Origin of the sequence: Mycobacterium kyogaense (assembly GCF_036946525.1) — a bacterium.
GTDB classification, from domain to species: Bacteria; Actinomycetota; Actinomycetes; order Mycobacteriales; family Mycobacteriaceae; genus Mycobacterium; species Mycobacterium kyogaense_A.
This window is the reverse complement of record NZ_JAQIIY010000003.1, coordinates 164,517-190,293: the sequence shown is the minus strand read 5'-3', so window position 1 is coordinate 190,293 and position 25,777 is coordinate 164,517. Positions and strand designations below refer to the sequence as shown.

Below are 25,777 nucleotides of genomic sequence, written 5' to 3'. Positions count from 1 at the left end.
GCAATTCCACGCAGCGGTTAACGCTGTGTATGCCGATCACCGTTGCGGGCCAACGTCTGTCGGCGCCACGGCCGGAGTTGATCCTCGATCTCGTCGAGTCTTCTGGAGGGCATGAAATCGGGATCGGTGTAGAGCGCCTGGAGTGCGTCTTTGGTGATGGTGTGCTGACTCACTTGCTCGACAGTGATGTCACGACCGCCGCCCGTCACCCATGCGGACTCCCAGATGTTCGCCAAGACGTCGGAGCCGCGCCGCATGACCTCAATGGTGCTGCCACCCAATTGTTTCCACATATCCGTGGTGATAGCCGTGGTCTTCGTCAGGTGTGGCGGAATTGTCTCGGGGTTCGTCTCGTACTGTGTGCGCGCTGTCTGGTAGCAATTCACGATGTCGATGGGTGTCAGAATTGCGGCCACGTCGTGCATCAGCTGCAGGACTGCCCTGGCGGCCCCTCGGCCGGTCGTGATGGCCGGCGCCGATCGCATCGTCGGCGCAAGCGCAGCGATGCCGTCGATCACTTCCCGCGCGTTGTGGGTGATAAGGGTGCCTTCGTAGGCGAGGTGGACTCCGTCGCCGTAGTCGAATCGGTGAGCTTTGCCGTCCCTGCCTGTGCGGTATACATCGCGGGAAGGATCCCCGTTGGATAGCGCTGACCCGTGCAGCGGTTGCGCGGCGTCACCGACGTAGTGCGCACACACTCCAGCGGCAGCAAGGAATCCCGAGAGATCGCGTGCCCGCACAAAGTCAACCATGCCGTCGAACAGCTGCCAGACCCGAAACGGCAGCAGACCTTGGTGCTTCGGCGCCACGTCGAGCACACCATAGAGATCGCGGAGCCAGGTTCGGGGGGCAATTAGATCTGGGTCGGCAAGGCACCGCTCGCGCCACGTGGTCTCGCCGTCGACGGAGACGTCGATGTCCGCATAGTGATTGGGGTGTTCAGGCCCGTCCGACGCGAAACCCGCTCTCACCGTGTCACGTCCGCCCACTCGGCCGTCGTGCTCATCGATCGACTTCGGCAGCTGTTTCCAGATGACGTCGGGAACATCGGCGAGGGGGATGAAGCGTCCAGCGTCGCCATCGGCTGCGAGCCGACGCTCAAAGTTACCTTGGGCGATCTCGGCCGGGGTGTAGCTGATCATGCCCTGGTTCACGGCGAGGAGGGCAGCAAGCCCGGACTCCTTTGGCGTCGGTTCGCCGGCCGTACCGGCTGCAACGTCGCGGATATGGCGCGCTCCGTTCCGCACCGATTCCTCTGCATGCGTGGCGATCCCGTAGTGCCCCGTGCCGAGCCACCCTGCCTCGTGCTTCTTGTTGATGATGACCATGTCAAACCCCCCGACTTCGTCGGTAAAACCCTGTGTTTAGTTCGGTTCGGCATTTGGTGCCGCGCCAGTCATGGTTGTCAGGGTGGGCTCCAGGGCCATCCCGTCACGCAGTGCTGTGGTGACGATGCCATCGCCGGTCTGGTCGGGGTAACTGAAGTAGTGCGTATGCGCCAGGATCGGCACGAACGGCCACCGTCCGCGCGCCGTCACCTTCCTGTCGTTGATGCCGGATCCGAAAAGCGGTTGGAGTGCTCCACCAAATGGATCGCCGAATAACCCGAGGCGCGCCGGGTACCACAGGTTCGTCCACCGGACCGCAGCGAAGGGTGACCCCGTAACGAGAACTTTCTCGCCCCTCCAGCCGTAGCTAAGGGGCGGCGGGTTGTCTGCGTTCTTCGTCCGTCTTGCCTTCCTCGGCTCCACGGGCTCCGTGTCACTGCGCGGTGGGCACTGGGGAAGCTCGGAGCGGCGTCGAAGCGTGTTGAACTGGCGGCGACTTCTCGTATAGAGCAGGTCAGCCATGTACATGGGAGTTCCGAGCGTGACGAAGTCCGATATCAGCCAACGCGTTTCGCTCTGCTGCAACTCCGCCCACAACTTGTTCTGCGCTTCGCGGAAGTCGGCCAGGTTCTCCCTCTGATCGGTGGGTGGCCGAGACGTTGGTTCGGGCAGCCTTCGTGCCTCCGCTTCCAGGTCACCCAGCGTCGTGTACGTTCGTTGTTGATCTTGGCCACGGTCGGTCTGTGTCCATAGCGACGTGATGCCGTCGTAAGCCACGTAACCGCCGAGGCTGTGCGCTACAACGACGATGCGGTTATAAGCGTGGGGTTTACGCTGAGGGTCCTGCAGCGCAGATAGCAGTTCGACCATGCCGCCGCGAATCGCACGTCTCACCTCATACGAACGCGGCGACGTGTCGAGGTATCGCACGACATCGACGAGGTTGGACGTAGCCCAAGATGCGGCGGCGAAGACAAACGCGGACAGGGCGGCAGCAACCCAAACGTTTGGGGTGATCGCCTCGATAATGTCCTTCACTTTGAAGCTTTTGAAGCGTCCTTGGGTGGCAGCCGTCCATAATTCAAAGGCGAGGAACAAAGCTACGCCTAAGAGCGCAAACCAGTAGAACCATAGTGCGGTCGGCAGTCTCCAGAACGGACGAATAAGCAGCCGAAGCGTCGTGGGGACGAGATGACCAATCTTGTTGCCGGTCATCAGATACGACCAGTGATACTCGTAAAGATCTACCTGAGGCCGCGCGGTGGCACCCGCCCTCTCCATTTCTATGGCGACGAGTCGGCGCGCCTCGAAGAAGTCGGTGAGCAAAGCGGGGCGGGAGTAGTAAACGCGGGAGCCGCCGAACGTCGCAAGTGCGCTGTCAACGAAGCCGTTTACGGTCGACACCGGACGCTGATTTCCCATCCCGTGCACGATGACAACTGCGACCCGTTCGGTCATACCTCCCCCAGGGTGGCGACGGTGCAACTGGCAGACAACGCCCCTAAACAAGTGAAGCAGTGTGATCGCCCCACCGCTCGAATATCGCGAAACGTGGGGACACCATGTTCCAGTTGCTCGTGGGGAAGCCGCCAACTCCGTCCCCGTGCAGGTCCGGGCTTACGCCTCAGCGCGCGCCGATCGGCGAAGTCTGGCGATGTGAGCCGCCGGGGTCTCTGCGACGCGTCTCGTGGTTACAAGCTGTTGAGACCATCCCGAGCCACAGAGTGGCCGGAGGGATCGGAAAAAGTTTAGATCGCTACGAAGTCATCACCAGTTGCCAATGAGGATGGGCCTTGCCGGGCGACGCCTCATGTCGAACGCGAGCAGTCACATCCATTCAGATGAATCCTGGCAGATGACCAGAAAGTGCAGTGGTCGCTCGCTGGCCTCTACTTAAGCCGTCTCGTTCAGAAGCTCTTTCGGATCCACCTCAAGAAAATCCGCGATCCGCTCTAACGTCTGCAGTGTCAGATTGCGTTCACCGCGTTCAACGGCGCCCATATACGTCCGGTGCACGCCCATGTAATCAGCGAAAGCTTCCTGGCTGTAGCCGCGTTCCAGCCGGATCCGGCGCAGATTGCGCCCAACGGCCCGCTGCAGCTTGCCCTCCATAACGGCGCCTACGCTTCCGGGCCGCTACTTGAAGGTCTACATACTTATAAGTAGCGTCAGTGCGAAGCGCCAGGGAAGGGAGACACCAATGAGTGGCGGCGAGTAGAGAATCAGAGCAAGTCAGGCTGCCTCGCGGCGCTCGTCGCGGGGCAGTTCTGTATTCAGCGTCCATGTCAGCGCGAAGCCGGCCTTCGACATCAGCCATCCCGGCGCTTCGATTTCGATAACTCGGCCCGGTACGGAGCTCGGCAACTGGGAGACTCGCGGCGGCACCAACGCGCCCACTGTGTCGCTGACCCGCATGTGGGCGATGCCAGTATTCGTATAGTCGACACTCAGCGAAACGTCCCGTGATGGCTGCGGCGTTTCGAAGAACAGTCGGTGTCCCCACGTTGGCGTCACCGTTCGAAACACCTGGCGGACGCGAACCGGATTGCCCGACAACGCCTCTGGTCCGATATGAACTGAGTACGTCTGACCAGACTTTCGCGCGGTGCGCCGGATTGCCTGCGGTTCGCCATCGATCGTCAGCTCGAGAAGCTCGTAGAAATCGCGGCTGCTGGCATCCATCCCCAGACGGGGAACCATCAGCCACGCGGACGTTGCGGGCACGTCTGCACGAAGGTCGTTGTACTCGTCTCGATTTGAGACGCAAGCAAACCGACGCACGGGACCCGACGGCACGGTGGTGTACTCCCACTCAACGACGACGTCGAAGAGAGGGGTGACGGCGCTCCCTCGCGTCGTTGCATCGGAGAGCCGCACTCGGACTTCGACGTCGTACCAACGTTCAGCGGCACCGATCGCCTGATCCCGAATGTCGCGGTAGATCTCACGAGCGAACTGCTCGTCGCCGAGGCGGAGACTCATAACATTGGCGGCGATCTCATCCAGAAGCTCTGCATTAGCAACACGTTTCAAGTCCTCGGGATGGATAGCGAAGCCCTCGATGACAGCGTCTCGCATGGCTGGCGCTTGCTCCCTAATGATTTCCCGGAACTGCTCGACCGTCGCTTCCTCTTGGTCCTTTCGGAAGCTGTATTCGAACAGCGTCCCGAGAAGTCCTGCGCCGAAGAGGGTTCCACCGAGTTCGCCCAGCGGCAGCGCGTGCAACCAACCGAAGTCGCCGAGGTCAAGGCCGGAAAGCCAGCCGTTGGCCATGATGAGCAGGATTCCGGAGAAAGTGAGAGCTACCACAAGCAGCGCCGCTTTGGTTTTGCGGAGACGAAACGCCACTGATTCTGCTTGCTTATCGGACATTGCTTGTTGCTATTGTAACAAAAGCGCAGCTCAGCGGCTATACTGCGCGAGCGGGCCGCGCGCACTCACTAGGCGACGTCAGCGCCATGACGTGCATCGAGCGCCGCACACCAGCGTGGAGATACCGACCCTGCAGCGTCGCTTCATGGGTGAAACCGAGCGATGTAAACAATCCGACAGATGGTTCGTTGCCGTCAACAATCCATGCTTCGAGCCGACACAACCCGAGATAGCCGAATGCCCAGTCGATTAAGTGGTTTACCGCTACACGGCCGTAGCCCTTGCGACGGTTGATGGGAGCCCACACACAAACACCCACCTGCGCCACACCGTTACGCCAGTCAATTGCATGGACTGAACACTCAGCTACAAGCAACCCATCGGGACTCTGTGCTACAAAGTTGTACTCGCTGCTCAGTTGCGGACCCGCTGTCGCTTCGATCTTTCTGCGCAACTCGGCCGGGCTCCGAGGTCGCCAGTGGGGCGGACCGAACTGAGACAACTCCGTCCAGTCACTGCTCGCCGCAACGATTGGAAACACATCGTCGCTGGTCAACGCCCTGATGAGAATCGCCACCCGTCCACCCGTCAACTCGCCATTGAGACGTTCCACCCCAGAAGGTTTCGGATACGCTACTTAAACATATGGATACTTTCAAGTAGCTTTGCAATCCTCGAGGCGCCCGACGCTGCGGCACTACAGCAAGGGATCTCGCGCCGGATCAGAATTGGCATCGGCACTCGTAGCCGTTGTTCGCTGATCAAAACATCGCTGCCGCGTCCGACAACTCACGGCAGTAAGCGGTTGAGGAGTCTGTCCGAGAGTGGTCTTTTCTGACCGCCCTAATCGTCCGACAGCTCGAAACTGCGCTTGGACCCTTCCAAAACGCACGCACCGACATCGTTGGTCGTGCGCGCGTTCGGGTCCAAGGTCCCCATTCCTACTCAAAGCGTGGTCGAATTCCGCTGCGCCTCAGAGGCATAAGCCAGGCGATTAGACCTGCAACGTCAACTGCAACCGCGCAACAGCAAGGGACAATGCCGGCGATTCGCCCATAATCCGCGCGGTCGCCCCGAGGGGTCGGCGTTACAAAAGAAGATGCGTCGTCCCTGGCGTGAAAGCCAGGGACGACGCACCAATTTCATTTCAACCAAAAGTGATCGCTTCGCCATCTCCAATCACGATGAACATCGTGATGAACTTGCGCGGACCCACCGTGGGGTGGACTCGATGCGCGTACTCGGAGGAGACAAGAACGGACCTGCCAAGGACTGGCTGAACCAACTGACGGGGAGCGTCGGTGAATCGCCTCTCATTCAAAGGATACGAGCGCTTCGGGTGTTCCCCAGCGTCCGCCGGCCTCCACTTCGCGATTTCCAACTGGCCACCCTGCGGTGAGTTAAGGTAGGTGATCCAGCTAAGGCACCTTGAACCCGGCCCCAAATCAAGTGGCGTCTTGGGATACTCGCGGTGAGCGTCGTCAAAGTGCCAGTCGATACCATCATTGGTCTGCCGCACGACGGCCGTAGTGAACATGCGACCGAACGCATCATGCGCCTGCCTGATCTCACTTAGCCCGACGATTCGGGCCACATGGCGCCGCACGTACTCCGCGAACTCCTCGACACGATCGTCTCGCCCATTTCGCACCTGCTCGAAGTACTCGTCGCGCCAGCCGTATCCGTCAAAACCCTCGAACGCATTTTGTATATGGTTCGAGATACCAGTACGACCGGAGCTCGCGGACATCCCTGCCATCGTTGCCAGCGACGCCAGCAACCGCGGCGAGAAAGCGTCGTCAATCACGACGCCCGGCACATCCTCAATCCACCTGGCGTTCGAACCTGGCATATCCTCCAGGTCTAACCAGAAAACGGAACCCTTCATCGGTTTTCTCCTTCCAGAAGGGTTTGGGTGGCCGTAGCGATCAGTTATCATCGACCGCACGGCAACCTATGCGGATAGGTACACGTCCTGACGGGTGGTCAGCCGGGAAAGCGACACCCGTCGGGACTGCCGTTCACTGTTCAGTTCTCAAGGAGCCTGACGTAGCCGAGTTAGTCTCGGTCGGCGGCGAAGAAGCTGACGCTTGCCCTCTGCGGTCTCCACTGCTGTAACCCGGCTACGATGTTACGTACTGATCATAAGACGACTAGTTGATCAGCACAACAGCAGAACGTTACTGCTGTAACGCTTTGTTGATACTTCCACCTGGTAGTCCAGCATCTTCCCAGGTGGGAGACGTGCGAAGGTTCTTGGCTACAGGTGTAACTTTGTGGGCATGCGTTGCGCGGCGACCTGAGGTCATTGGCGCGTGGCAGGACCCCTTTGCCGCCGTCCCCGTGCCGAACAACTTCGAAACCAAATCAAGAACTAACCCCGAAAGGAACCCCAAACATGGGCAGACCACAGACCCAGACCGATCCCGGCCTCGAAGAACTCGGACGCTTAATTAAAAGGGAACGCTCGAGTAAAGGGATGACTATCAGCGAGCTCGCCCTTCGGGCGGACGTCAGCCGAACTTGGTTGAGCTTTCTGGAGCGAGGCCAGCACGGCACCACCGGCGCCCCAATGCGCCCCTCCTACTCGGAAGTGCGCAAACTCGCAGAGCCGCTTGGCCTCTCAGCGGACCGGTTGAGCACGCTTGCTGGCTATCACGACGATCAGCAGCGCGGTATGGTCAATCCGTACTCCACGCTGGGTGAGAGCACGGCTCGCGACTCCCGCGCCAAGCCTTCTTTGCTTCGCGATCTCGAGGATCTTGAAGAGCCCGGCGACCTTACCGACGACCTTCTCGGACGGCTGGCGACCGAATTGCCGGTGTTCACCTTCCTATTTCATTTGGCAACTAATCCAGCGATGACGCTTGTAGGTGTCTCCTCCGAAATTGGAACTGACACGTCCTCGCGCCTTTACACGCTCGCGAAGGGCCCAAGGGACATGGCCGCAATCACGCGCATTGGCACGTATGGCTGGCACACAGTGTCGACCGTTGCACTCATTGTGCATCTCATTGGGCTGAAGCGATCTTGGCGGCTTATTGGCATAGAGGACGACAAAGTACTTGCGGAGAAGAGTTTTCCTGACGGGACTCCATCAATCGACATTGAGATCGCCTACGGCACCAGCGCCCTGATACACAACCTCCGAAAAGGCCGACTGGATGCCATTGCACTCCCCTCTCATCCGTATATATCTGACAGGCCGGAATTCCGCCGCTTGCACCTTCTGGCCGACCTCACCATGTCGCAAGTGGGCGATTACCCACAAACTGTAGTTGTAACACACCGGGATGTATTAAAAGAACAGAAGCGCAGACAGCAATTATTGCAGGAACTCGACGATATCAGTTATAATAATGAGCGAGCTCGTGAACAATTTCAAGATGCACTCCAGGACCCCTTGTCGCGACTCGGGCTGGGAAATGTCAACCAGGAAAGCGTTCCGCTAATGCCGTCCGGGCTGATAAGCGAAGTCGCATTCAACGAGTTCGACGAGGTCAACGACGTCGCCAACAAGATTGTAGGCCTCTCGGAGATTGCGCGAGCGATCAACCTGTTGGGTTCCGATTTCGAACCAGTCACACGGCAGTCAATCATTGACTCCACGGTTACCCGTTTTGATTTGGCCAACTGGTCTTAAAAGGCCCCAGGTACGCACGAAATAATCTAACCCCTAGGAAAAAGCAGATGGCATGGCGCCGAATAATCATTCGACCAGACTCAATTATTCGATTTTGGGGCGTGAACTCCGCTGATTGCGTTGCCGATTTGCAGGCCCGGATCGATCACCCAGCCCTGGCGGAAATTGAATGGGATCAACTGCTTGCAACCTCCCCTGGGTGCGAGCATGTGAGGACCGAGAACTTCGCGTCACTCGCTCGCGGCGTGATTGCCGTCTCCCGAGACCGTCCCAGTGTATTTGACGACCTCGGACGTCACTACGAGTCGCTCGGCCATCAGTGGCTCGCGTGGTTGGAGTCGCTCGATTCGACTGATCTAGGGGGTGTAAGCGACAACGAACTCGCGGAACTGGTGGATGTATTCGCAAGCTACTACCAAAATTATGCAACGATTCTATGGTTGCCTTTCATTCTAGAATTTCGCTACGCCCAAGACTATCCCGCACTTGTCACCAAGATTGCGAAGCAGATCGGTTCGAAAGACGGAGCAATGGGCGATCTACATGCAATCGCTAGCGAATGCGTCGATTTTAATCTGGCAGTCGACGCACAAAAATCAGAAGACTTTGTTCGGTCTGTGCTAGACAGGTCTCCGAGGCGTACGATGTCGGAAGAAAAAGACGATGCCTTCCGCCAGACAGCCAGATGGATTGTCGCGAGCGACTCACCCGCGTATGCGATGTTCATGCAAGGTTCGTCTTTACCAAATCACGGAATGATTGAGCGGATAGATCCGGACCTTGCTGCGCGCTTGGTGGACCTCCATAGAAAATACGCTTGGCTATCACACTGGGGTTACCCCCCTCGCTTTCGAGAGGCAACATTCGATGAGGTGGTTGCCGAAATCGCGACCTACGTTAACGCCGCGAAAATTGGCGACGCGCACGACGTCCGTGACTATCAGTTTTTGTACGATGCGATTCTCGCTTCTGACGTTATCTCTGATGGGGATAAGCAATTGATTCGCGATACGAACTACTATACTTTTCTACGTACATATCGCATGGAACTAAAAATTCGGGCCCAGTATCTGTCTATTCCTTTATTCGCGGAAGTGGATCGCCGAGGCGTCCAGCGCGGACACTTCTCGCCGTACGACGTTTACAACATGGTTCCGCCCGAGATATCTACGTTCCTGCGCACAGCGGCCATACCGCCAAATCTCTCCGAGAGAAGGGACGGGTGGGCGCTTCGAACATCCGCTCTCGATAAGTCCTGGCAGGTGATGGCGGGTAATGACTTCGCCAACTTCTCAGATGAGTTCTTGGGCGTTATTTTCCCAGATGACAACGCCCGAGGTGTACACAATATTACGGCGGAGTACGTCGGTGGTAAGGCGTTGAACTTAATACGTCTGCTTAAAGCTGGCGTGAACACACCCCCGTTCTTTGTAGCCACCACTTACGGGTTCGATCGATTCATTCATTCGAACCAGCTACAGGGACTTTGGGCGCTGAGTCTGGAATCGGTAGTCAGGTCGGACGAGGCAACGGAGTCCGTGGCCGAGAAGGCACGGCAGCGACTCCTCGCCGGAGAGATTCCCCCGAAACTCTGCGACGGCCTGCTCACGGCAGCCGATCGACTGCCATTTGACAAGGTAGCCGTGCGTAGTTCGGCGACGGTTGAGGACGCCGAGAACCTCAGTTGGGCGGGTCGCTTCAGCTCTGTTGTGCCAGCGAAAAAGAGCGATTTGCTGGCCGCAGTCAAATCCGTCTGGGCGTCAACGTACTCGGCGCCGGCATTGCGCTACGCGGCGCATGCGGGGTTGGAGACGTCGACACCCGTGCAGATGGCAGTGATCGTGCAGGGCATTGTGCCTGCCGACGTCTCGGGAGTCATCAACACGATTACAGATATAGAACGTCCAAGTCTGATTGAAATCGAGGCGATTTGGGGTTTGGGCGCGCCCCTTGTAGACGGCTCGATAACACCAGATCGTTACATCGTCGATGCAGCCCAGAAAGGCGTCGTTGAGCACTTCCCGGCTACTCAACTCCGACAGCTAGGGACGGACGGGTGGACGGGCATAGCGCCGATGCAGGCAGGCGAGCGCAAGTTGTCTGACGCGCAGCTACTGGAACTCGCGGTGATCGGCAAGCGGATCGAAACCAGCTTCGGCAGAGGGCAAGACATCGAATTCGCTTACGCCAACGGGGAATTATTTATCCTTCAGACACGCCCCCTGACGGGGACCACACAGTTTTCAGTCGACCCCCGGGCCGTCGATGAGCAGAGGCCAAGGGGCCGCAACTTGATATCCGGCATGAAAGGAGGGACCAATACGGTACACGTTGCCCGAGCTCAGGTTGTTCGCGATCTATCGGAATCGGCTTCGTTCGAGTCCGGCAATATCCTCGTGATTCACGCAGCCACGCCAGCGTGGGACAGCGTCATCTTCCGTTCATCTGGGCTGATTACCAACGAGGGCGGGGCTACATCGCACGCCATACGTGTCGCAAAAGAACGGTCCATTCCCGCGGTGGTAGGAACGGAGACCGGCACGGACGTCATCGTCGACGGTGCCCTGATAATGATCGACACTGCCTCAGATCCATTCGTCGGAAGGGTATTCGAATCGTGAACGACGAAGCCGAAACATTAACTTTCGCTAGCTGCGGGCGCGAAGTGGCGGGATATCTTTACCGTCCGAGCGTCGAAAGACGTTCTGCTGTCGTTTTCCTCGCATGGACTTACGAACAGCCATAGCGACGCGCCCGTCTTCGATGACTTGCGGTCAGCCCTTCTAAGTGCCGGCTACCCAGTCTTTATGTTCGACTATCTGGGCAGCGGGAACAGCGACGGCTCCTTCGAGGACAAGACTTGGCTAAATCAGCGGCAGTGCCTGCAAGATGCTCTGAGCTTTGCCTCGACCATGGGGTTTGAACATCCCGGCCAGTATCTCTTCGGCCGAAGTGTCGGCGGCGCCTTATCTGGCTTCTTTCTGAACCAAACTAGCGTCAAAGGTGCCGTGTTGGCCTCGCCCCCCCCTTCACCTCGAAGCAGCGTTCGGGAAGTTTCGAGCGCGAGCCGTCGACGGCTACGTGCGAATGCCAGACAACCTCGAGCGGTCCGGCCAGATTCGTGGCGAGTGGAAGCTACCGATCGCGTTCTTCGATCAGCTGTCCGATGTAGAGAATGAGTTGATCTCAGCGGTCGCCGGCGCGAAAAACACACTGCTGCTCCAGGCTTCCGACGACGCGAAGGTCGGCCTCAGTCATACCAGTGCCTTCTACGATTTGCTGTCGAGTCCAAAGCGACTCGAAATCATCGAGGGTGCAGATCACTACTACGCCGGCCGCGAAACGGAAGTTGTCGAGGCAACGCTAAATTGGTTCGATCAAATTGGAGGGACAGCATGACTCTATCTCTGGATCTGACGAATATAGAAGATTACATCCAGCTTCACGTGCTGCCGCTGTTTCCAGACAGCACCGTCGCCGACATTTCGGAAATTACGGAACATACTTACGTGAACTGGATCTATCGCGTTGAATTGCGATCCAGAATCGAGCAGAACCAGGTTGTCTACCTCAGACAAAGTCGCGACCGCGTCAAAACGCGCCCTGACATACCTGTCGATCCGAAGCGAGTCGGATTCGAAGTGCAGATTTTAGAGTTGATTGGGTCAATAATAGCCGATACCGTCCCCGCGGTTCTCTTCTACGATGACGCGAATAATATCTCCGTCCTGACCGACGTCCGACAGGGCGCCCCGCTTCTCGTAAACGAACTCCTTGCGGGTCGTACCCACCAAGCGTCCGGCAAGGATTTTGGCCGCAAAATGGGCACGATTCACGGCGCAACACTAGGGATTTCCGACGTCCGTGTCCGTGGCGATAAGAAGTCCAATGACGAAGCCATCGCCTTCCATCTCGGTATGCGTCTCGGCCCAGCGCGAGAGGCATTTCCTTCGGAGACAACCAACCTGATTGCCGACGGACAGCACGGAATCTGCACGTTAGTCTGCGGAGACTTCGCATCAAAAAATATCTTTGTTGATAACGACACTATTCGATTCCTTGACCTCGAGCGAAGCTGGCGCGGCGATCCAGCTTTCGACCCTGCCTTTTTATTTTCACATTTTCTCCTCGAGGTACCGCCTGTGAACGTAGATGACGCATTAGCGTTTATCGAAGAGTTCATGAAGAGCTATAATTCAATACTAGCTGACTACGTGACGAAAGAAGCATTAGCCGAATTACAGAATCGCATTGTTCGATACGTGGGCGTTTGTATCCTTTACCGGATCGACGGTCTTTACCTTGTCGTTGATGCTAAAGAAGATAAGGATGTCTGGCGGGACCGAGCAGCTGCTTTGATCCGCGACACCGAAATATCGAGCGTAAAAGAGGCCATCGCGGCAGCACTGAAGTCGTAACTTCCTGCCCCGGTAACCCTGGCAGAGATCGCAACATTCTGCGCAAAGTTCGCTTCTGTGCCATTGCGGCGGTCCCTGTCAGACTAAGCCCATCACCGTCAATGTGCGACGCGCAATCGAGGCAAGGTGGGCAGAAGGTCTGTCGGGCACCAAATGCAAACGCCGACTTAGCCACACGGTGGCACCAATCTGCGCATACGTGCCACCAAACCCGGAACTTGCCCGTCAGCCAATGCCGCGGGACGCGAAGTCCCGTGGGCTTCGGCTGGTCAAATACTGGCCGCGGACGTTAAGGGACGGAGAGGTATACAAAACTAGTTGCGAGCGACGCAAGGCCCCGTGCTCAAATAGTGAAAACATGGCGATGAACCGGCGTCGCCACATACGACTTGCAAGGGCGGCGACGAAAGGGCCGGCAGCCAGCTTGCGCGGCTACTTTGGCTGAGCAGCGGTCAGCGATCGTTTGACTGCTGACTGCTTGGCTGCTGCAACTCGATCGGTGTACAGCGACGCGCCGCTAATGCCGGGAGGACGGACAGTGCCGGGTGCATACCAGTCGGCGATCAGCAGCCACTCCTCGTCGAGGGCTTTGACGTACTCATTGCAAGCGGTGATCGTGCTATAAACCTGACTCGCACCGGTCTCACCGCCGATCAGTTGCGCATGGCCGTTACGGACAAACTGCTGCCAAATTTTGTGGATCATCTCGCCCTGGGCGCTGGCCTTGAGCTGTCCGTAAAACGGTTGTGCCTCTTCGAGTTGCGAGGTGGCCAGCGCTCGCCGCAACCAGGACTCGTTCTCCTCGTTGATGGGGTTGTGCCAGCCTATGCGGTAGATCATGTCGCTGATCTCGGTTTCCCGCTCTGCATCGGAGAATAGCCACATGCCGCCATGACGGACCACGAAACGCTTGATCTCCAGGAGAAACTGGGCGTAACGGTAAAGGGCACTGCGCGCGTACCCCCAGGCTTCGTGCTGTGGGTCATACGGCTCGTCACTGTCGGGGTCCCACGGCAAATGGTCTGCAGGCTCTGCCCGGTAATGCTCCAGCGCTGCTTCGAGGTCGGCCGCGAGTGCGTACACGGGCGTCCAAATCTTGTAGTAAGCCTCGAATCGTTCCACCCACGCCACTGCCAAGCGACTGTCTGCCGGGTGGCGTTGTTGCATCTCTACATTGGCCCGGCGCATTGCCGCATCGCGTGCGAGCGCAAGCACACCTTCGGCCGTCTGCTCGATAACCACTCGTTCGTGAGTTTTCCTGAACGTTTCGCTTGAGACGTTGCATGCCTTCGCCGCTTGACGGCGACGCTCCGCGGCCAACTCGAACTTGGTTCCGCCGATCAGGCCAAAGCTGTATTGCGCCGCCTCCTCGTAGGGGCCGCCGCCAAAGCGGTCCACGGCCTTTCGGATCAGGTCCTCAATTGCCGCGGGTTCGGGCTGACCGTCGGTCGTGGTGAGCCCCGCCATAGACGCGGCACGATGCAGTGTTGGCAACGACAGCCGACGTAGCGCGCCGAGGCTCTTCTGGCGTACACGCCTGAGCTCCTCGATCACAGCATCGTGCTGCAGGCCGCCCCCCGCTTCCGGCATGGACGGATTCTGCCCGACATACGCCCGGCTCGCAGCCGGAAGCGGCGACGACACGGGTGGTCGAGTGGAGATCAACCGGGAAACGCCCGGCTTTCCACCTCAAAAGGGACCAGGAGTTCACCAATGTCACTTCCAGCCAACAGACAGTCTTCCAGCTTGGCGACGCTAGTTCCCGAAGGCTTTAGTCGCACAGAAGGCAAGGATCTAATGCGTTCCACTAATCGCGAGGTCGCCCGGGGCCTTGTTTCCGCGACTCGCGTCAAGGCAGCGGGCCTGGTAGCCGCGACCGGGCTTCAGATGATTGGCATGCTTTCGAGGGAAGCAGCGTTCCAGGCTGACGGCGATCCGGCGGCGGCCGCTCGCCTCAACTTTGTCGTCGATCGCTACGCAGAGTTTGCGGGCAATGAAGTCGCGCACTTCGGGTTCGGGGGTTAGCACCGATGGCTCGATCTGTGGCATCCGCTCCTGTTAGCGGACATTTTTCCTGCGCCCCGCCCGTGCCCAAAGGCGACGACTCTGCCGCGGCAAGCGCCGTACTGAACGATGTCCTGGACTGCGTGACTGAGCTCCAGGACGACCTCCACATCATCACCAACCGCCACATTGATGCCGCACCTGGCAGCAGCGTCCACGTGCTTGATCTCACGGCCGCGGTCGCCCGCACCGTCCTGGACTGGATCGGGCGGTGGCCGGCATGAGCGAGCCGCTCGTCGAGAGCCTGTTGGTTTTCTCGTTCTGGTGTCTACTGCTGTCGGCGGTGTACTGCGCCGCCCTCCTCACACTGGATTGGTTGATCGCCATGTGGCGGGTGCACCGTCAACGGCAGCGGGTCCTCCAGGCCCGTCTGGATCGAATCGACGCCGAGGCGAGGTCATCGCTGAACCGGCTATCGGCTGAGTTCATCAACGCTCGAAACGAGATGCGTCATGCCATGAGACAGAAGCACGGCCGCTTCTAGCCGACGCATCAAAAGTCGACCAGAAGCGCTGCACATTTCACAACATCGCAATCGCTCGAAATCTATTGCCAAAAAACGACATTCGGCCTCTAGACACACTGTCTGGCCGGTCGTCGCATCGCGCGACTGGTCGATCGGCCAGACGATTGAGCCCGAAGCCTTCTCGTCGTTTATTCAAGACATACCCAGCCAACACCGTTATGCAGTCATCCCCTGCGATGACTGCCTGACTCCGGTGCGATCGAAAACGCTGGGAGAAAGGAGCTTCCGTTGCAAATCACCAAAACAGTCCATGATCCCGCACCCGGCCAAGCGGCCGGTGGAGCGCGGGGTGGGAGACCGCCTCGTATCGCCACTGCCGCCCCCACGAACCCGGGTTACCGAACCATCCTGGCCGACCCACCTTGGGACATCCAGCAGCAGGGTGGGCGCGGCGCCGACCGCCACTACAACCTGATGTCGCTCGACCGCATCAAGGCCATGCCCGTTGCCGCATTCGCGGCACCGGATAGTCATGCCTGGTTGTGGGTGACGAATGCCACGCTGCGCGCCGGCTACGACGTCCTTGAAGCGTGGGGTTTCGTACCACGTTCACCGCTCACCTGGATCAAGCCGCGACTCGGTCTTGGCAACTACCTGCGCAACGCCACCGAGCATCTGATCCTTGGCACCCGGGGTCATGCACCCGTGAAATTTCGCGCACAGCCGACATGGATGTTCGCACCGCTCCAGGAGCACAGCCATAAGCCCGAAGAGGCCTACGCGATCATCGAGCGCATCAGCGAAGGGCCATACCTCGAGCTGTTCGCGCGTCGGCGTCAGCCTGGCTGGGACGCTTGGGGTAACGAGATTGACTCCGACATAGAGATGCTCGGGTACCCCGTGCCATCGGACGGGGCAAACAGCGGGGCAGGGAGCTTGCGCCGATGAGCAACCACTCCCCTTCTGGTAACCCCTTTGGGTGGTTCCTCAACGCCTGTCTTCTGATCCTATTCGGCGTCGTGGCCTTATCGGTGGCGGTGCACCTGCTGCAAAGCATTTGGTACTGGGTGCTCGGATTCCTTCTCCTTGGCGTTCTCATCGCCGTGGGCATAACCGCCTGGCGTATCTGGAGAAAGCCATGGTGAGTGAGCGCTCCTTCCAATTAACCTCTGGCCGTGCAAATCTCAGAGCAGCAGCAGACTTTGTTGTGAAATTGACATTGCGTATTGACATGTCAGCGCAACGGGCGCATAGAAAGAGTAATGCCGCCGCCTTTGGGACGTGTGCCGGTTTGGCTTTATCCACCGTCACGCACACGAAAGGAGGCAAGTGATGGCGCGCTCCCGTCCAAAACGCAAGTACCGCAGGAATAGCGACCGAATCATCCGTGTCCGTGGCTTGCGCCATGACCCACCTGATACCAAGCGGCTCTCCGCAGCCCTGCTGGCGCTCGCCGCTGATCTGGCAGCTGCGCAGGCTGAGACCGACGCCAAGGCCGATCACGACACACCGCCACAACCGTCCGACGGGGAACCGGAGTCCGAATCATGACTCCGCCAGCACTTCCTGCGTTTCACCGGTTGTGGCTACCGCGCCCGCTCGACCCCGGACGCGTGCTGTGGTTTCTCGAGCGCCTTGCCGCTGACCCCACTGAGCCCGTGGCTCGTCCTCGAAACCCGTGCCACTGCGGCTGGGATCGCCCACCTCGTCGCAGTCCATCCACCGCAAATCCCCTGGTTGTATCGGACGCTGCGCGATCTGCTGGCGGGCATCGCGATCAGCAGTCAGGACACCGTGATCGACCGACCGCAGTGTGACCGCGTCGCTGACATTGCGTTTCGTCCCGATGCCGTCGCCCTGCGGACTGACGACCCGTTGGCCGTCACCACGGCGATTCTGTCAGCGCTGGCCGCGCGGCTGCAGGGCGGAGAAACGCTCGTCGTGCAGTTTGTGCTCGGTCCGCGCCGCGGCGGACGTCAGGTTCGCCCCGATGCCACCGATCCGTACCAGTCCGCCTGGAGCCAGTTGACCCGCGGCAACCGGCCGCTCACCGGCGCCAGCCGCGGCCAAGTCGAAGACCGTGTCGCGCACCATGGGTTTGTCGTAGCGGTTCGGATCGGCGTTGCGGCAGACAATCTCACCACCCGGCGCCAACGGCTCGCCAGCCTGGCAGGTGCACTCGGCACCGCTCGTGCCACCGGCGTGCGGCTGACCGCACGCCGCGGCAAGGCGGCTCATCTGGACGCCGCCGTGCCACCCCGGCGCTGGCCGCAACGCATGGCAGCCCACGAGCTGACAGGCCTGCTTGCCTGGCCAATCGGCGACGGCGAGCTACCGGGCGTTGCGCCCCTCCATCCGCGCCTGCTGCTGCCGAAAAACCCACCACGAGAATCAGAGCGCACCTTCGGCAAGACTGCGCTCCCCGGGACGGAGCAGATGTTCGGGGTCAGCCCACGTGACGGTCTGCTCCACACGATTGTCATGGGCCCCACCGGATCGGGGAAGTCAACAGCGCTGCTGCAGCTGATCAAAGCCGACGTGGCCGCGGGGAGAGCGGTGCTGGTCGTCGACCCCAAGTGGCAGCTCATCGCCGACATCATCGCTACCTGCATCGCCGACAATCGCATTGACGACGTTGTCCTTTTCGACCCGACGTCACCCACGCCTCCGGGATACAACCCGCTCGACGCGGGTGACCGCAATGTCGATGTGCTTGTGGACAGCCTGCTGGCCGTCCTCAAAGCGGTGTTCGCCGATGGCTGGGGCCCGCGGACCGAGGACATCTTCCTCTCCAGTCTGTTAACCCTCGCCCGAGCCGGGCAACGCCGTGCCCAGCCGTACACGCTGGTGGATATTCCCCAGCTGCTGACGGACTCTCGCTTCCGCCAACAGGTGCTCGCGGAAGCTCAGCCCGACGACATATTGGCCGGCTTCTGGGCCGCTTTCGACGAAATGACCCCAGCCGCACAGTCCGCCATGATCGCCGCCCCGATGAACAAGCTCCGGCGTTACCTGCTGCGTCCGGCCGCTCGCAACATTCTCGGCCAGCCCACGCCTCGCTTTCGGCTACGGGACATCTTTCGCGACAACAAGATCGTGCTGGTCCCCCTCAACGAGGCCTTGGTAGGGCCACTCACTGCAGAACTGCTGGGCAGCCTGATCGTGGCCGAAGCGTGGCAGGCAACTCAGGAACGAGGTGGCGAACACCAGCCAATGGATAGGCCGGGCACGGTCGTGGTCGACGAGTGTCAGAAGTTCATCCACCTGCCCACGTCCTTAGGTGATGCGCTCAGTCAGTCGAGGTCATACGGCGTCTCCTGGGTGCTCGCACATCAGCAACGAAGCCAGCTGCCAAAGGATTTGGTGGAGGCGATCGACAGCAACGCCCGCAACAAGCTGATTTTCAGGCTGGAGAGCGCCAGCGACGCGGCGGCCATGGCAAAGCTCGCCCCAGGGCTCGACGCCGAGGACTTCCAGCTGCTACCGAAGCACCACGCCTACGCCCGCGTCGTCGTGGACGGTGAGTCCTCCGGCTGGAGCACCATCGTCACCAATCCGCCTCCACCACCTACCGGGCTGGCCGATGCTATCCGAAATCGCAGCCGAGAGCTCTACGGCGACACACCGCCGCGAGTTGATATCCACTCTCATTCTCCTTCACCTGGCGCCGATCAAGATTCTGAGATCCCGGTCGGAAGGAAGAAGCGAAAACGACTGGACACCAGAGATTCTGATGCAGAAGAGGAGTCGATCCAGTGACAACTCCTGCTATTCCCATCGCTCGTCCAGTCACGTTGTTCAGTTTTTCTCGTTCATGCAGCACATTCCGTACATGTCTATCCACTTGGGAGGGGACTGACCGCTGCTTCAGCGGTCCCGAAAGCCCAGCCGCAGGCGCCGCGGACCTGTTGAGCGGACGCCGGAGGCAGACGCCATGATGCGGCTCTTGTCCCAGCTTGCCGATGCGCTAAGCGACCGCGATCTACGCATTCTGCATGACCTCGAAGAGTTCCGGCTGCTCACCACCCGCCAGATTCAGCGGCTCCATTTCGCCGATGGCCACGCCACGATCAGCGCCGCCACCCGGGCCTGCACCCGTGTCATGGGGCGGCTCAAGGGCCACGGCCTCGTTGACACACTGAGCAGGCGCATCGGCGGGGTAAGGCAGGGCAGCGCCGGCCTGACGTGGCAACTGGCCGCGACGGGTGAACGCTACCTACGCGCGGCCCGCGGTGACCCCAAGCGCCGCCGCTACAGCGAACCAGGCACGGCGTTCACTCAGCACACCGTGCTCGTGTCCGAATTGGCGGTCCTGCTCCGCGAATTAGGCCGCACACAGCCAGATTGGAGCATTACCCACCTGGCAGCTGAACAGCGCGCCTGGCGCGCGTTCAGCGGCCCCCACGGCCGCTCTGAGTGGCTGCGGCCCGACCTCCACCTGATCGCTGCCGACGACGACTTCGAGGAGCACTGGTTCATCGAAGCGGACCGAGGCCGCGAGCATGGGCCACAGTTGCTCAGGAAATGTCAAACCTACATCCGCTACATGCGCAGCGGTCGCTACCAAGCTGAGCACGAACTCTTCCCCACAGTGCTGTGGGTCGTTCCTGACTTCAAGCGCATCCGTGAACTTGACTCCATCGTAGCAAGCGCCAATCTGCCTCGGCAGGTCTTCCGATTTCGCACCCTTGATGGCTTCATCGACACCATGACCACACCCGAAGGGCCAGAGGAAGTTCCGCTTCCCGGCATCCTGACCGAGATCGAGCCCACTACGTAACCAACGAAAGGAGGAACCCTATGAACCACGAGCAACCACCTGAGACCCGAGCACCGCGCGAACCAGATCCCCACGGCTGGAATCTACCGATCAGCCTGCCCGCCGCCGAAGCGCTCGGTAAACGTCTCGACAATGCCGTCGATACCGAGTCGATCATCAGCAACCAAGACGCGCGAATCATCGCTCTCTGCCTCAGCGACCGTCTCGGAGCCGGCTTGCACAGCGCGATAAGGCAGTTCGCAGATACCGGCTCCCTACATGTTGAGCAACTTCGCGCCGAATGCCTGTCAGCTTTTGCGAGTCAAGATCTCGAACCCGGCCTGAAAAGATGGACCGCCTGGCTCACGACCTACGTGGCGTATGCGCTACCGCCCAACTCTGGCGGCTTCCAGATCTCGTCGAATGGCGATGCCCTGGAAGCTTATTTAAGACTTCCCGATGTTGATTGCCAGCGGGAGACAACACTTGAGGAATTTGGCCACGCCTACTGCGGCAGCTACGCCGGCATTGAGGCCGTTCTCAACGGCGTGACCGATGTACTGGAGTGGGAGAGAAAGATTCGCGCACTGGCCCGCAGTATTGGCTGCGAAGATTTTATCTTTCTTGACCGCGAGGCGATCGAACGGCGAATGCGGGAAGGCTGGGATATCGTTCCCGGCCGCGGTCAGCTGCACGTGTTCTTTCGCTGACGCGCGCCTACTGACTGAAATCATCTGCAGGAGATGTAATTTCCGCGTCACTTCTCCTATCGGCATCAGCCGCCGAACGAGTTAATCTCAGACATAACCCGAGCAGATCGTGCGAAGTATCTCGTGCGCGAACCAAGAAGAGAAGGGAGGGCTGACAATGGATTTTGATGAAGAGCGTACCGTGCGGGCGCCGAGTGCCTACCTCGACACGGCGACCGCCGTGCGGCCGGCGGACTCGGCACCCTTGGCACCGCGGTCCAAGACGCCGCAACCCCAAGCAGGTAACCGCGCCGTGCTCTACCTTCGCGTCTCCTCGACCGGTCAGGTCAACACCGACTACGACCCCGAAGGCATTTCCATCCCCGCCCAGCGCGTCTCTTGCGAGCGGAAGGCGGGCCAGCTCGAACTGGACATCGTCGGCGAGTACGTCGAGCCCGGCCGCTCCGGTACCGAGATGACCAAACGCATTGCCTTCCAGCAGCTACTGGAACGCATCCGACGCGATAAGGATGTCGACTACGTCATCGTCTACGAACTGTCGCGCCTGGCGCGTAACCGTATCGACGACGCCATCGTCATGGCCGACCTCAGAAAGCGTGGAGTCACACTCATCTCGGCCACTGAGAGCGTCGACGACACCCCCGTCGGCCAGCTTATGCACGGCATCCTGGCGGCCTTCAACGAGTACCGCTCGGCCAAGGACGGCGCCGACATCGCCTACAAAATGGGAGAGAAGGCGAAGAAGGGCGGCACCCTCGGCATCGCGCCTATTGGCTATCTCAACACCATCGACCGCCAGGACGGCCGTGAGATCCGCTCCATTGCAATCGATTCTGAACGGGCACCATTTGTACGTCGGGCCTTCGAACTGTACGCCGACGGGGACGCGACCATCGAGACCATCGTGGATGAACTCAATGAGCGCGGCCTCACCACCCGCGCGACTCGAGCGCGCCCAGCCGGGCCCATTTCGAAGTCCAAGGTTGCAGCCATGCTGAAAGACCCCTACTACCTCGGCCTGGTCAAGTACAAAGGGCAGACTTACGACGGGCGTCATCCACCACTCATCGACCAGGAGACCTTCGATCGCGTGCAGGACTTGCTGGAATCTCGTGGCTACGCGGGCGAGCGCCGACGCCGGAATCATCACTATTTGAAAGGAAGTCTGTTCTGCGGAAATTGTTTTGATGATGGCGGCGAGATCAGGCGCATGATCATTCAGCGCGCCACCGGCCGTCACGGTGGCGAGTACCGCTACTACTTCTGCCGCGGGGTCCAATCCCACGTGTGTGATGCCCCGTATAGCAATGTGGACCTTGTCGAGGCTGCCGTCGAGGAGCATTACAAGACGATCCGCTTCACTCCCGGATTCATTGCGGCGCTCAGCAAGGCGATGCGCCAGGCGCTCGCCGATAGCCAAAGCGCAAACCGTCTCCTCCATCGAGACCTCGCAAAACAGCTCAAGCAGCTCGACGTCAAGGAAGACAACTTGCTCGACATGGCTGCCGCCGGCGATCTTGCCAAGGACAAGATCCAGCAGCGCCTGCGGGACATTGAACTCCGCCGCCGTGATCTCCGGGCGCAAATGCAATCCGCGGTTGACCACCTGCCCGCTGCCGAGGACTACCTCGATGCCTGCCTGCGGCTGCTCGAGGACCCGCATCGGCTGTATCTGGCGGCCAGCGACCAAACCCGCCGCCGTCTCAACCAGGCCATCTTCAAATATCTTTTCGTCCACAACGAGCGAGTCACTAACTACGAGATCAACTCACCGCTCGCCGAGCTACTGGCGGCTGACACCGGTTGGCGCGTGCACCGAGAGACCAACGACCCATCCGTTGCTCGCAGCGCAGCGCTCGGAGCCCTCGACCAACACAAAACCGCCGAACATCAGTCCGGCGGCTCGATCGCGCTGGTCGACGATCTACTAAAAGCTGTCAATTCTCGTGGTGATTGCAGTAAGCAATCTGTGGTGCGCGAGGGGGGACTCGAACCCCCACGCCCATCGGGCAATGGAACCTAAATCCATCTCGTCTGCCAGTTCCGACACTCGCGCAAGCCCGCTGATACTAGCGTGCCGCAAGTCGATCGGAGCTGTCGTACCTCCGTCCTATCCTGACGTCAGCAGTGATGTGGGAGGGGGCGTCATGAGATCCAGAAAAGAGTTCGACGCTGTCCAAAGGCTGATCCGTGAGGGCTTTAATGACTGCGAGATCTCACGGCAGACGGGCATCCCACGAAAAACTGTGTGGCAGTGGCGTCGTCAACCGGGGGCTCGAACCCGAGGCTCGTGTTCGCACCCGAGCGACCATGACGTCGACGCCATCCCCGAGGGTCCTTACGCCTATGTGCTCGGCATGTATCTGGGTGACGGGTGCGTTTCACGTCAAGCGCGCACCTACATCCTGCGCACTACCTGCGACAAGCGGTACCCAGCCATCATCGACAGGTGCCGCGCCGCAATAGACGCGTTGTTTCCCGCGCAACACTCAGGCGTGTACTGGCGGCCTATCGGCTGTGCAGACGTCTACCTGTCGTCCAATCACTGGCCGTGCCTGCTGCCGCAGCACGGGCCAGGTCGTAAGCACAATCGGCGCATCGTGCTGGAACCGTGGCAGCAGACGATCGTCGACAACGAGGCCGAGGAGTTCGTCCTCGGCCTTCTGCACAGCGACGGGTGCCGTGTCGTCGCGAACGATCGCGGTGTCTTCAGCGTGAGATATCACTTCAGCAATCGGTCCGAGGACATCATCGGCTTGTTTACCGCAGCGCTCGATGTGCTCGAAATCGCATGGCGGCGATCCGACAAGTACACGGTGTCCATCTATCGCAAGGCGGCCACCGAACGCCTCGATGAGTTCGTCGGGCCCAAGGACAGCGCGGTACCGTTGAGCAGTGTCCACTACGCGGCGTAGGAGGCCGGCGCTCATCCTGTTGGTGATCGCCGCTGCCTCGGGCTGCCTCGCATTGGCATGGTGGCAGTGGACACGCTTTGAATCGACCTCCGGCGACTTCCAGAACTTGGGCTACGCCCTGCAGTGGCCAGCCTTCGCGGGCTTCTGCGTCTACGCCTACTTCAAGTTCGTCCGGTACGAGGAGGCGCCGCCCACCCCGCAGAAGACGGACACCCCCACCGAGATCCCTGCGGGCCTGCTTCCGGAGCGCCCGAAGGCAGCGACCACCGAAGCCGATGTGACGCTGCGTGAGTACAACGCCTATCTAGCTCAACTCGCCAGAAAAGATGGCGACGACAAGATGACAGGAACCGGTACGTGACCGCACCCGAATCGCCCTCGCCGATCGCTTCCGTCGACACCGTCCGCAAAGCCCTGACCGGCTATCGGGTCATGGCGTGGGCGACGGGTGTCTGGCTGATCGCGCTGTGCTACGAGATGGTGATGAAGTACGGCTTCGGCGACGATTCGCTGGGCTGGATCGCCGTCGTCCACGGCTGGGTGTACTTCGTCTACCTGCTCTTCACGGCCAACCTCGCGGTGAAGGTCCGCTGGCCGATCGCCAAGACCGTCGGCATTCTGCTGGCAGGCACCATCCCGCTTGTCGGCATCATCGTCGAGCATTTCCAAACGCAGAACATCAAGGACCAGTTCGGGCTGAGCTGACGGCTCAGACCAGCGCGCGCAGCGATGGCAGCAGCTTCGCCAGCGCCCGCCCGCGGTGCGACGCCGCGTCTTTTTCTTCCGGGGTCAGCTCGGCGGCCGTCCGATCTGAATCGGCCGGCAGGAACACCGGGTCGTACCCGAAACCCCCGACGCCGCGCGGGTCGCGCACCACGGTGCCGCGCCACTCGCCTCGCACCACCACGGCGTCGTCGTCACCGGGTCCGTGGACCAGCGCACAGGCGGAGACGAACGCCGCCCCGCGACGCTCGTCGGGAACATCGGCCAGCTGACCGAGCAGCAGTGCGGTGTTGGCGGCGTCGTCACCGTGCCTGCCCGACCACCGCGCACTCAGCACCCCCGGCATGCCGTTCAGCGCGTCGACTTCGATGCCGGAATCGTCGGCCACCGCAGGCAGGCCCGTCGCGACGTAGGCGTCGCGCGCCTTGGCCAGTGCATTCTCCTCGAACGTCGCGCCGGTCTCGGGCGCCTCGTCGAACGCGGCGACGTCGGCCAGCGACACCAGCGACAGTTCCACCACCCCGGCGGCGTCGAGCACCCGCTGGAGTTCGGTCAGCTTCTTGAGGTTGCGGGTGGCAACCAGGAGCCGGGTCAGCTTCCGAACACCTTCTTGGACGGCTCGCCCGACTCGGGCAGCGCTCCCGGGTATGGCAACTCCAGCGCTTCCTGCTGGATGACGAACAGCTGATCACAGGCGGCCATCGCGGCGTCGAGCATCTTGTCCAGGGTCGAGCGGGGGAACGTCGCACCCTCGCCGGTGCCCTGGATCTCGACCAGCGTGCCGGTGTCGGTCGCGACGACGTTCATGTCGACCTCGGCGCGAGAGTCTTCGGTGTAGGGCAGGTCGACGCGGATGCGCCCGTCGACCACGCCGACGCTGACCGCCGCGATCGCGCACGACAGCGGCCGCGGGTCCTTGAGTTTGCCGGCTGCGGCCAGATAGGTGACCGCATCCGACAGCGCGACGTACGCGCCGGTGATGGCGGCGGTGCGGGTGCCGCCGTCGGCCTGCAGCACATCGCAGTCGATGGCGATCGTGTTCTCCCCCAAGGCAGCCAGGTCGATGCAGGCGCGCAGCGAGCGCCCGACCAGACGGCTGATCTCCTGGGTGCGTCCGCCCACCCGGCCCTTCACCGACTCGCGGTCGGACCGGTCATGGGTGGCCGCGGGCAGCATTGCGTACTCCGCGGTGAGCCAACCCTGACCGGAGCCCTTGCGCCACCGCGGAACGCCCTCGGTCACACTCGCGGTGCACATGACCCGCGTCTGCCCGAACTCGACCAGCACCGATCCCGCCGGATGCGTGGTGAAGCCGCGGGTCAGGGTGACGGGGCGAAGCTCGTCGTCGAGCCGGCCGTCTTCTCGTCTGGACACGGGCC

26 protein-coding genes, 1 tRNA gene and 1 pseudogene are annotated in these 25,777 nt (G+C 60.5%); 17 read left to right on the top strand and 11 right to left on the bottom strand.

Annotated features, from left to right (window positions below; translation table 11 throughout):
• Positions 1 to 17 precede the first annotated feature (17 nt).
• From PGN37_RS01140 to PGN37_RS01115, 6 genes are all read right to left on the bottom strand, one after another.
• Complete coding sequence (locus PGN37_RS01140; protein ID WP_335329174.1) at positions 18 to 1,328, bottom strand: hypothetical protein; 1,311 nt, start codon at positions 1,326 to 1,328, stop codon at positions 18 to 20.
• A 36-nt stretch (positions 1,329 to 1,364) separates the two neighbouring features.
• The gene (locus tag PGN37_RS01135; RefSeq protein WP_335329173.1) at positions 1,365 to 2,786 is read right to left on the bottom strand and encodes a hypothetical protein; all 1,422 of its coding nucleotides are present in this window, start codon (positions 2,784 to 2,786) and stop codon (positions 1,365 to 1,367) included.
• A gap of 435 nt (positions 2,787 to 3,221) precedes the next feature.
• A complete protein-coding gene (locus PGN37_RS01130; protein ID WP_335329172.1) occupies positions 3,222 to 3,440 on the bottom strand; it encodes a helix-turn-helix domain-containing protein in 219 nt (72 codons plus the stop codon).
• 120 nt (positions 3,441 to 3,560) lie between these two features.
• Positions 3,561 to 4,700 carry a hypothetical protein gene (locus PGN37_RS01125; protein ID WP_335329171.1) on the bottom strand — a complete coding sequence of 380 codons (1,140 nt, stop codon included), beginning with the start codon at positions 4,698 to 4,700 and terminating at the stop codon, positions 3,561 to 3,563.
• 37 nt (positions 4,701 to 4,737) lie between these two features.
• A complete protein-coding gene (locus PGN37_RS01120; protein WP_335329170.1) occupies positions 4,738 to 5,313 on the bottom strand; it encodes a GNAT family N-acetyltransferase in 576 nt (191 codons plus the stop codon).
• A gap of 534 nt (positions 5,314 to 5,847) precedes the next feature.
• Positions 5,848 to 6,588 carry a 2OG-Fe(II) oxygenase gene (locus tag PGN37_RS01115; protein WP_335329169.1) on the bottom strand — a complete coding sequence of 247 codons (741 nt, stop codon included), beginning with the start codon at positions 6,586 to 6,588 and terminating at the stop codon, positions 5,848 to 5,850.
• Between the two features lie 510 nt (positions 6,589 to 7,098).
• On the opposite strand from PGN37_RS01115, the gene PGN37_RS01110 reads away from it, so the two are divergent.
• From PGN37_RS01110 to PGN37_RS01095, 5 genes are all read left to right on the top strand, one after another.
• Positions 7,099 to 8,343 (top strand): XRE family transcriptional regulator, encoded by a 1,245-nt coding sequence (locus PGN37_RS01110; protein ID WP_335329168.1) that lies wholly within the window; start codon positions 7,099 to 7,101, stop codon positions 8,341 to 8,343.
• A gap of 101 nt (positions 8,344 to 8,444) precedes the next feature.
• Complete coding sequence (locus tag PGN37_RS01105) at positions 8,445 to 10,964, top strand: PEP/pyruvate-binding domain-containing protein (protein WP_335329167.1); 2,520 nt, start codon at positions 8,445 to 8,447, stop codon at positions 10,962 to 10,964.
• 54 nt (positions 10,965 to 11,018) lie between these two features.
• Positions 11,019 to 11,522, top strand: coding sequence for an alpha/beta fold hydrolase (locus tag PGN37_RS27245; protein ID WP_442932812.1), 504 nt, complete (start codon positions 11,019 to 11,021; stop codon positions 11,520 to 11,522).
• The gene (locus PGN37_RS01100; protein WP_335329166.1) at positions 11,431 to 11,742 is read left to right on the top strand and encodes a hypothetical protein; all 312 of its coding nucleotides are present in this window, start codon (positions 11,431 to 11,433) and stop codon (positions 11,740 to 11,742) included. Before PGN37_RS27245 ends, PGN37_RS01100 begins: the two co-directional genes overlap by 92 nt.
• Complete coding sequence (locus PGN37_RS01095) at positions 11,739 to 12,761, top strand: hypothetical protein (protein WP_335329165.1); 1,023 nt, start codon at positions 11,739 to 11,741, stop codon at positions 12,759 to 12,761. Before PGN37_RS01100 ends, PGN37_RS01095 begins: the two co-directional genes overlap by 4 nt.
• Before the next feature lie 432 nt (positions 12,762 to 13,193).
• On the opposite strand, the gene PGN37_RS01090 is transcribed toward PGN37_RS01095, so the two are convergent.
• Both PGN37_RS01090 and PGN37_RS01085 read right to left on the bottom strand, forming a co-directional pair.
• The gene (locus tag PGN37_RS01090) at positions 13,194 to 14,351 is read right to left on the bottom strand and encodes a hypothetical protein (RefSeq protein WP_335329164.1); all 1,158 of its coding nucleotides are present in this window, start codon (positions 14,349 to 14,351) and stop codon (positions 13,194 to 13,196) included.
• 204 nt (positions 14,352 to 14,555) lie between these two features.
• On the bottom strand, positions 14,556 to 14,810 hold the full coding sequence (locus tag PGN37_RS01085) for a hypothetical protein (protein ID WP_335329163.1): 255 nt from the start codon (positions 14,808 to 14,810) through the stop codon (positions 14,556 to 14,558).
• Between the two features lie 98 nt (positions 14,811 to 14,908).
• Here PGN37_RS01085 and PGN37_RS01080 point away from each other — a divergent pair, with 98 nt between their 5' ends.
• The 9 genes and pseudogenes from PGN37_RS01080 to PGN37_RS27240 form a co-directional block, all read left to right on the top strand.
• The gene (locus PGN37_RS01080; protein ID WP_335329162.1) at positions 14,909 to 15,049 is read left to right on the top strand and encodes a hypothetical protein; all 141 of its coding nucleotides are present in this window, start codon (positions 14,909 to 14,911) and stop codon (positions 15,047 to 15,049) included.
• Positions 15,046 to 15,309 (top strand): hypothetical protein, encoded by a 264-nt coding sequence (locus tag PGN37_RS01075; RefSeq protein WP_335329161.1) that lies wholly within the window; start codon positions 15,046 to 15,048, stop codon positions 15,307 to 15,309. Before PGN37_RS01080 ends, PGN37_RS01075 begins: the two co-directional genes overlap by 4 nt.
• A 270-nt stretch (positions 15,310 to 15,579) precedes the next feature.
• On the top strand, positions 15,580 to 16,239 hold the full coding sequence (locus PGN37_RS01070; RefSeq protein WP_335329160.1) for an MT-A70 family methyltransferase: 660 nt from the start codon (positions 15,580 to 15,582) through the stop codon (positions 16,237 to 16,239).
• Complete coding sequence (locus PGN37_RS01065; protein WP_335329159.1) at positions 16,236 to 16,436, top strand: hypothetical protein; 201 nt, start codon at positions 16,236 to 16,238, stop codon at positions 16,434 to 16,436. Before PGN37_RS01070 ends, PGN37_RS01065 begins: the two co-directional genes overlap by 4 nt.
• 187 nt (positions 16,437 to 16,623) lie before the next feature.
• A complete protein-coding gene (locus PGN37_RS01060) occupies positions 16,624 to 16,842 on the top strand; it encodes a hypothetical protein (protein WP_335329158.1) in 219 nt (72 codons plus the stop codon).
• An 84-nt stretch (positions 16,843 to 16,926) separates the two neighbouring features.
• Complete coding sequence (locus PGN37_RS01055) at positions 16,927 to 19,050, top strand: type IV secretory system conjugative DNA transfer family protein (protein ID WP_335329157.1); 2,124 nt, start codon at positions 16,927 to 16,929, stop codon at positions 19,048 to 19,050.
• A 175-nt stretch (positions 19,051 to 19,225) separates the two neighbouring features.
• Positions 19,226 to 20,071 carry a replication-relaxation family protein gene (locus PGN37_RS01050; protein ID WP_335329156.1) on the top strand — a complete coding sequence of 282 codons (846 nt, stop codon included), beginning with the start codon at positions 19,226 to 19,228 and terminating at the stop codon, positions 20,069 to 20,071.
• A gap of 20 nt (positions 20,072 to 20,091) precedes the next feature.
• On the top strand, positions 20,092 to 20,760 hold the full coding sequence (locus tag PGN37_RS01045; protein ID WP_335329155.1) for a hypothetical protein: 669 nt from the start codon (positions 20,092 to 20,094) through the stop codon (positions 20,758 to 20,760).
• Between the two features lie 157 nt (positions 20,761 to 20,917).
• Positions 20,918 to 21,814, top strand: a pseudogene (locus PGN37_RS27240) (recombinase family protein); the annotation flags it as partial.
• Positions 21,815 to 22,730: 916 nt separating this feature from the next.
• Here the strand turns inward: PGN37_RS27240 and PGN37_RS01035 are convergent.
• Positions 22,731 to 22,816 (bottom strand) — tRNA-Leu (locus PGN37_RS01035).
• A gap of 301 nt (positions 22,817 to 23,117) precedes the next feature.
• On the opposite strand from PGN37_RS01035, the gene PGN37_RS01025 reads away from it, so the two are divergent.
• Genes PGN37_RS01025 through PGN37_RS01015 form a run of 3 tightly spaced genes read left to right on the top strand, consistent with a single transcriptional unit; the run spans position 23,118 to position 24,380 of the window.
• Positions 23,118 to 23,675, top strand: coding sequence for a hypothetical protein (locus tag PGN37_RS01025; RefSeq protein WP_335329221.1), 558 nt, complete (start codon positions 23,118 to 23,120; stop codon positions 23,673 to 23,675).
• Positions 23,656 to 24,036 carry a hypothetical protein gene (locus PGN37_RS01020; protein ID WP_335329153.1) on the top strand — a complete coding sequence of 127 codons (381 nt, stop codon included), beginning with the start codon at positions 23,656 to 23,658 and terminating at the stop codon, positions 24,034 to 24,036. Before PGN37_RS01025 ends, PGN37_RS01020 begins: the two co-directional genes overlap by 20 nt.
• Positions 24,033 to 24,380, top strand: a complete 348-nt coding sequence (locus PGN37_RS01015) for a DUF3817 domain-containing protein (RefSeq protein WP_335329152.1) — start codon at positions 24,033 to 24,035, stop codon at positions 24,378 to 24,380. Before PGN37_RS01020 ends, PGN37_RS01015 begins: the two co-directional genes overlap by 4 nt.
• 4 nt (positions 24,381 to 24,384) lie before the next feature.
• Here the strand turns inward: PGN37_RS01015 and rdgB are convergent, their stop codons facing one another.
• Both rdgB and rph read right to left on the bottom strand, forming a co-directional pair.
• Positions 24,385 to 24,993 (bottom strand): RdgB/HAM1 family non-canonical purine NTP pyrophosphatase, encoded by a 609-nt coding sequence (gene rdgB / locus PGN37_RS01010; protein ID WP_335329220.1) that lies wholly within the window; start codon positions 24,991 to 24,993, stop codon positions 24,385 to 24,387.
• The gene (gene rph / locus PGN37_RS01005) at positions 24,990 to 25,772 is read right to left on the bottom strand and encodes a ribonuclease PH (protein ID WP_335329151.1); all 783 of its coding nucleotides are present in this window, start codon (positions 25,770 to 25,772) and stop codon (positions 24,990 to 24,992) included. The genes rdgB and rph overlap by 4 nt, the downstream gene beginning before the upstream one ends.
• Positions 25,773 to 25,777 lie beyond the last annotated feature (5 nt).

Bases quoted from the DNA above. Each gene is read 5' to 3' on its own strand.
- PGN37_RS01085 (WP_335329163.1), bottom strand. From the start codon at position 14,810: ATGCCACAGATCGAGCCATCGGTGCTAACCCCCGAACCCGAAGTGCGC.
- PGN37_RS01075 (WP_335329161.1), top strand. From the start codon at position 15,046: ATGAGCGAGCCGCTCGTCGAGAGCCTGTTGGTTTTCTCGTTCTGGTGT.
- PGN37_RS01115 (WP_335329169.1), bottom strand. From the start codon at position 6,588: ATGAAGGGTTCCGTTTTCTGGTTAGACCTGGAGGATATGCCAGGTTCG.
- PGN37_RS01050 (WP_335329156.1), top strand. From the start codon at position 19,226: ATGATGCGGCTCTTGTCCCAGCTTGCCGATGCGCTAAGCGACCGCGAT.
- PGN37_RS01135 (WP_335329173.1), bottom strand. From the start codon at position 2,786: ATGACCGAACGGGTCGCAGTTGTCATCGTGCACGGGATGGGAAATCAG.
- PGN37_RS01110 (WP_335329168.1), top strand. From the start codon at position 7,099: ATGGGCAGACCACAGACCCAGACCGATCCCGGCCTCGAAGAACTCGGA.
- PGN37_RS01025 (WP_335329221.1), top strand. From the start codon at position 23,118: ATGTATCTGGGTGACGGGTGCGTTTCACGTCAAGCGCGCACCTACATC.
- PGN37_RS01100 (WP_335329166.1), top strand. From the start codon at position 11,431: ATGCCAGACAACCTCGAGCGGTCCGGCCAGATTCGTGGCGAGTGGAAG.
- PGN37_RS01060 (WP_335329158.1), top strand. From the start codon at position 16,624: ATGGCGCGCTCCCGTCCAAAACGCAAGTACCGCAGGAATAGCGACCGA.
- PGN37_RS01130 (WP_335329172.1), bottom strand. From the start codon at position 3,440: ATGGAGGGCAAGCTGCAGCGGGCCGTTGGGCGCAATCTGCGCCGGATC.
- PGN37_RS01140 (WP_335329174.1), bottom strand. From the start codon at position 1,328: ATGGTCATCATCAACAAGAAGCACGAGGCAGGGTGGCTCGGCACGGGG.
- PGN37_RS01095 (WP_335329165.1), top strand. From the start codon at position 11,739: ATGACTCTATCTCTGGATCTGACGAATATAGAAGATTACATCCAGCTT.
- PGN37_RS01090 (WP_335329164.1), bottom strand. From the start codon at position 14,351: ATGCCGGAAGCGGGGGGCGGCCTGCAGCACGATGCTGTGATCGAGGAG.
- PGN37_RS01045 (WP_335329155.1), top strand. From the start codon at position 20,092: ATGAACCACGAGCAACCACCTGAGACCCGAGCACCGCGCGAACCAGAT.
- PGN37_RS01065 (WP_335329159.1), top strand. From the start codon at position 16,236: ATGAGCAACCACTCCCCTTCTGGTAACCCCTTTGGGTGGTTCCTCAAC.
- PGN37_RS01125 (WP_335329171.1), bottom strand. From the start codon at position 4,700: ATGTCCGATAAGCAAGCAGAATCAGTGGCGTTTCGTCTCCGCAAAACC.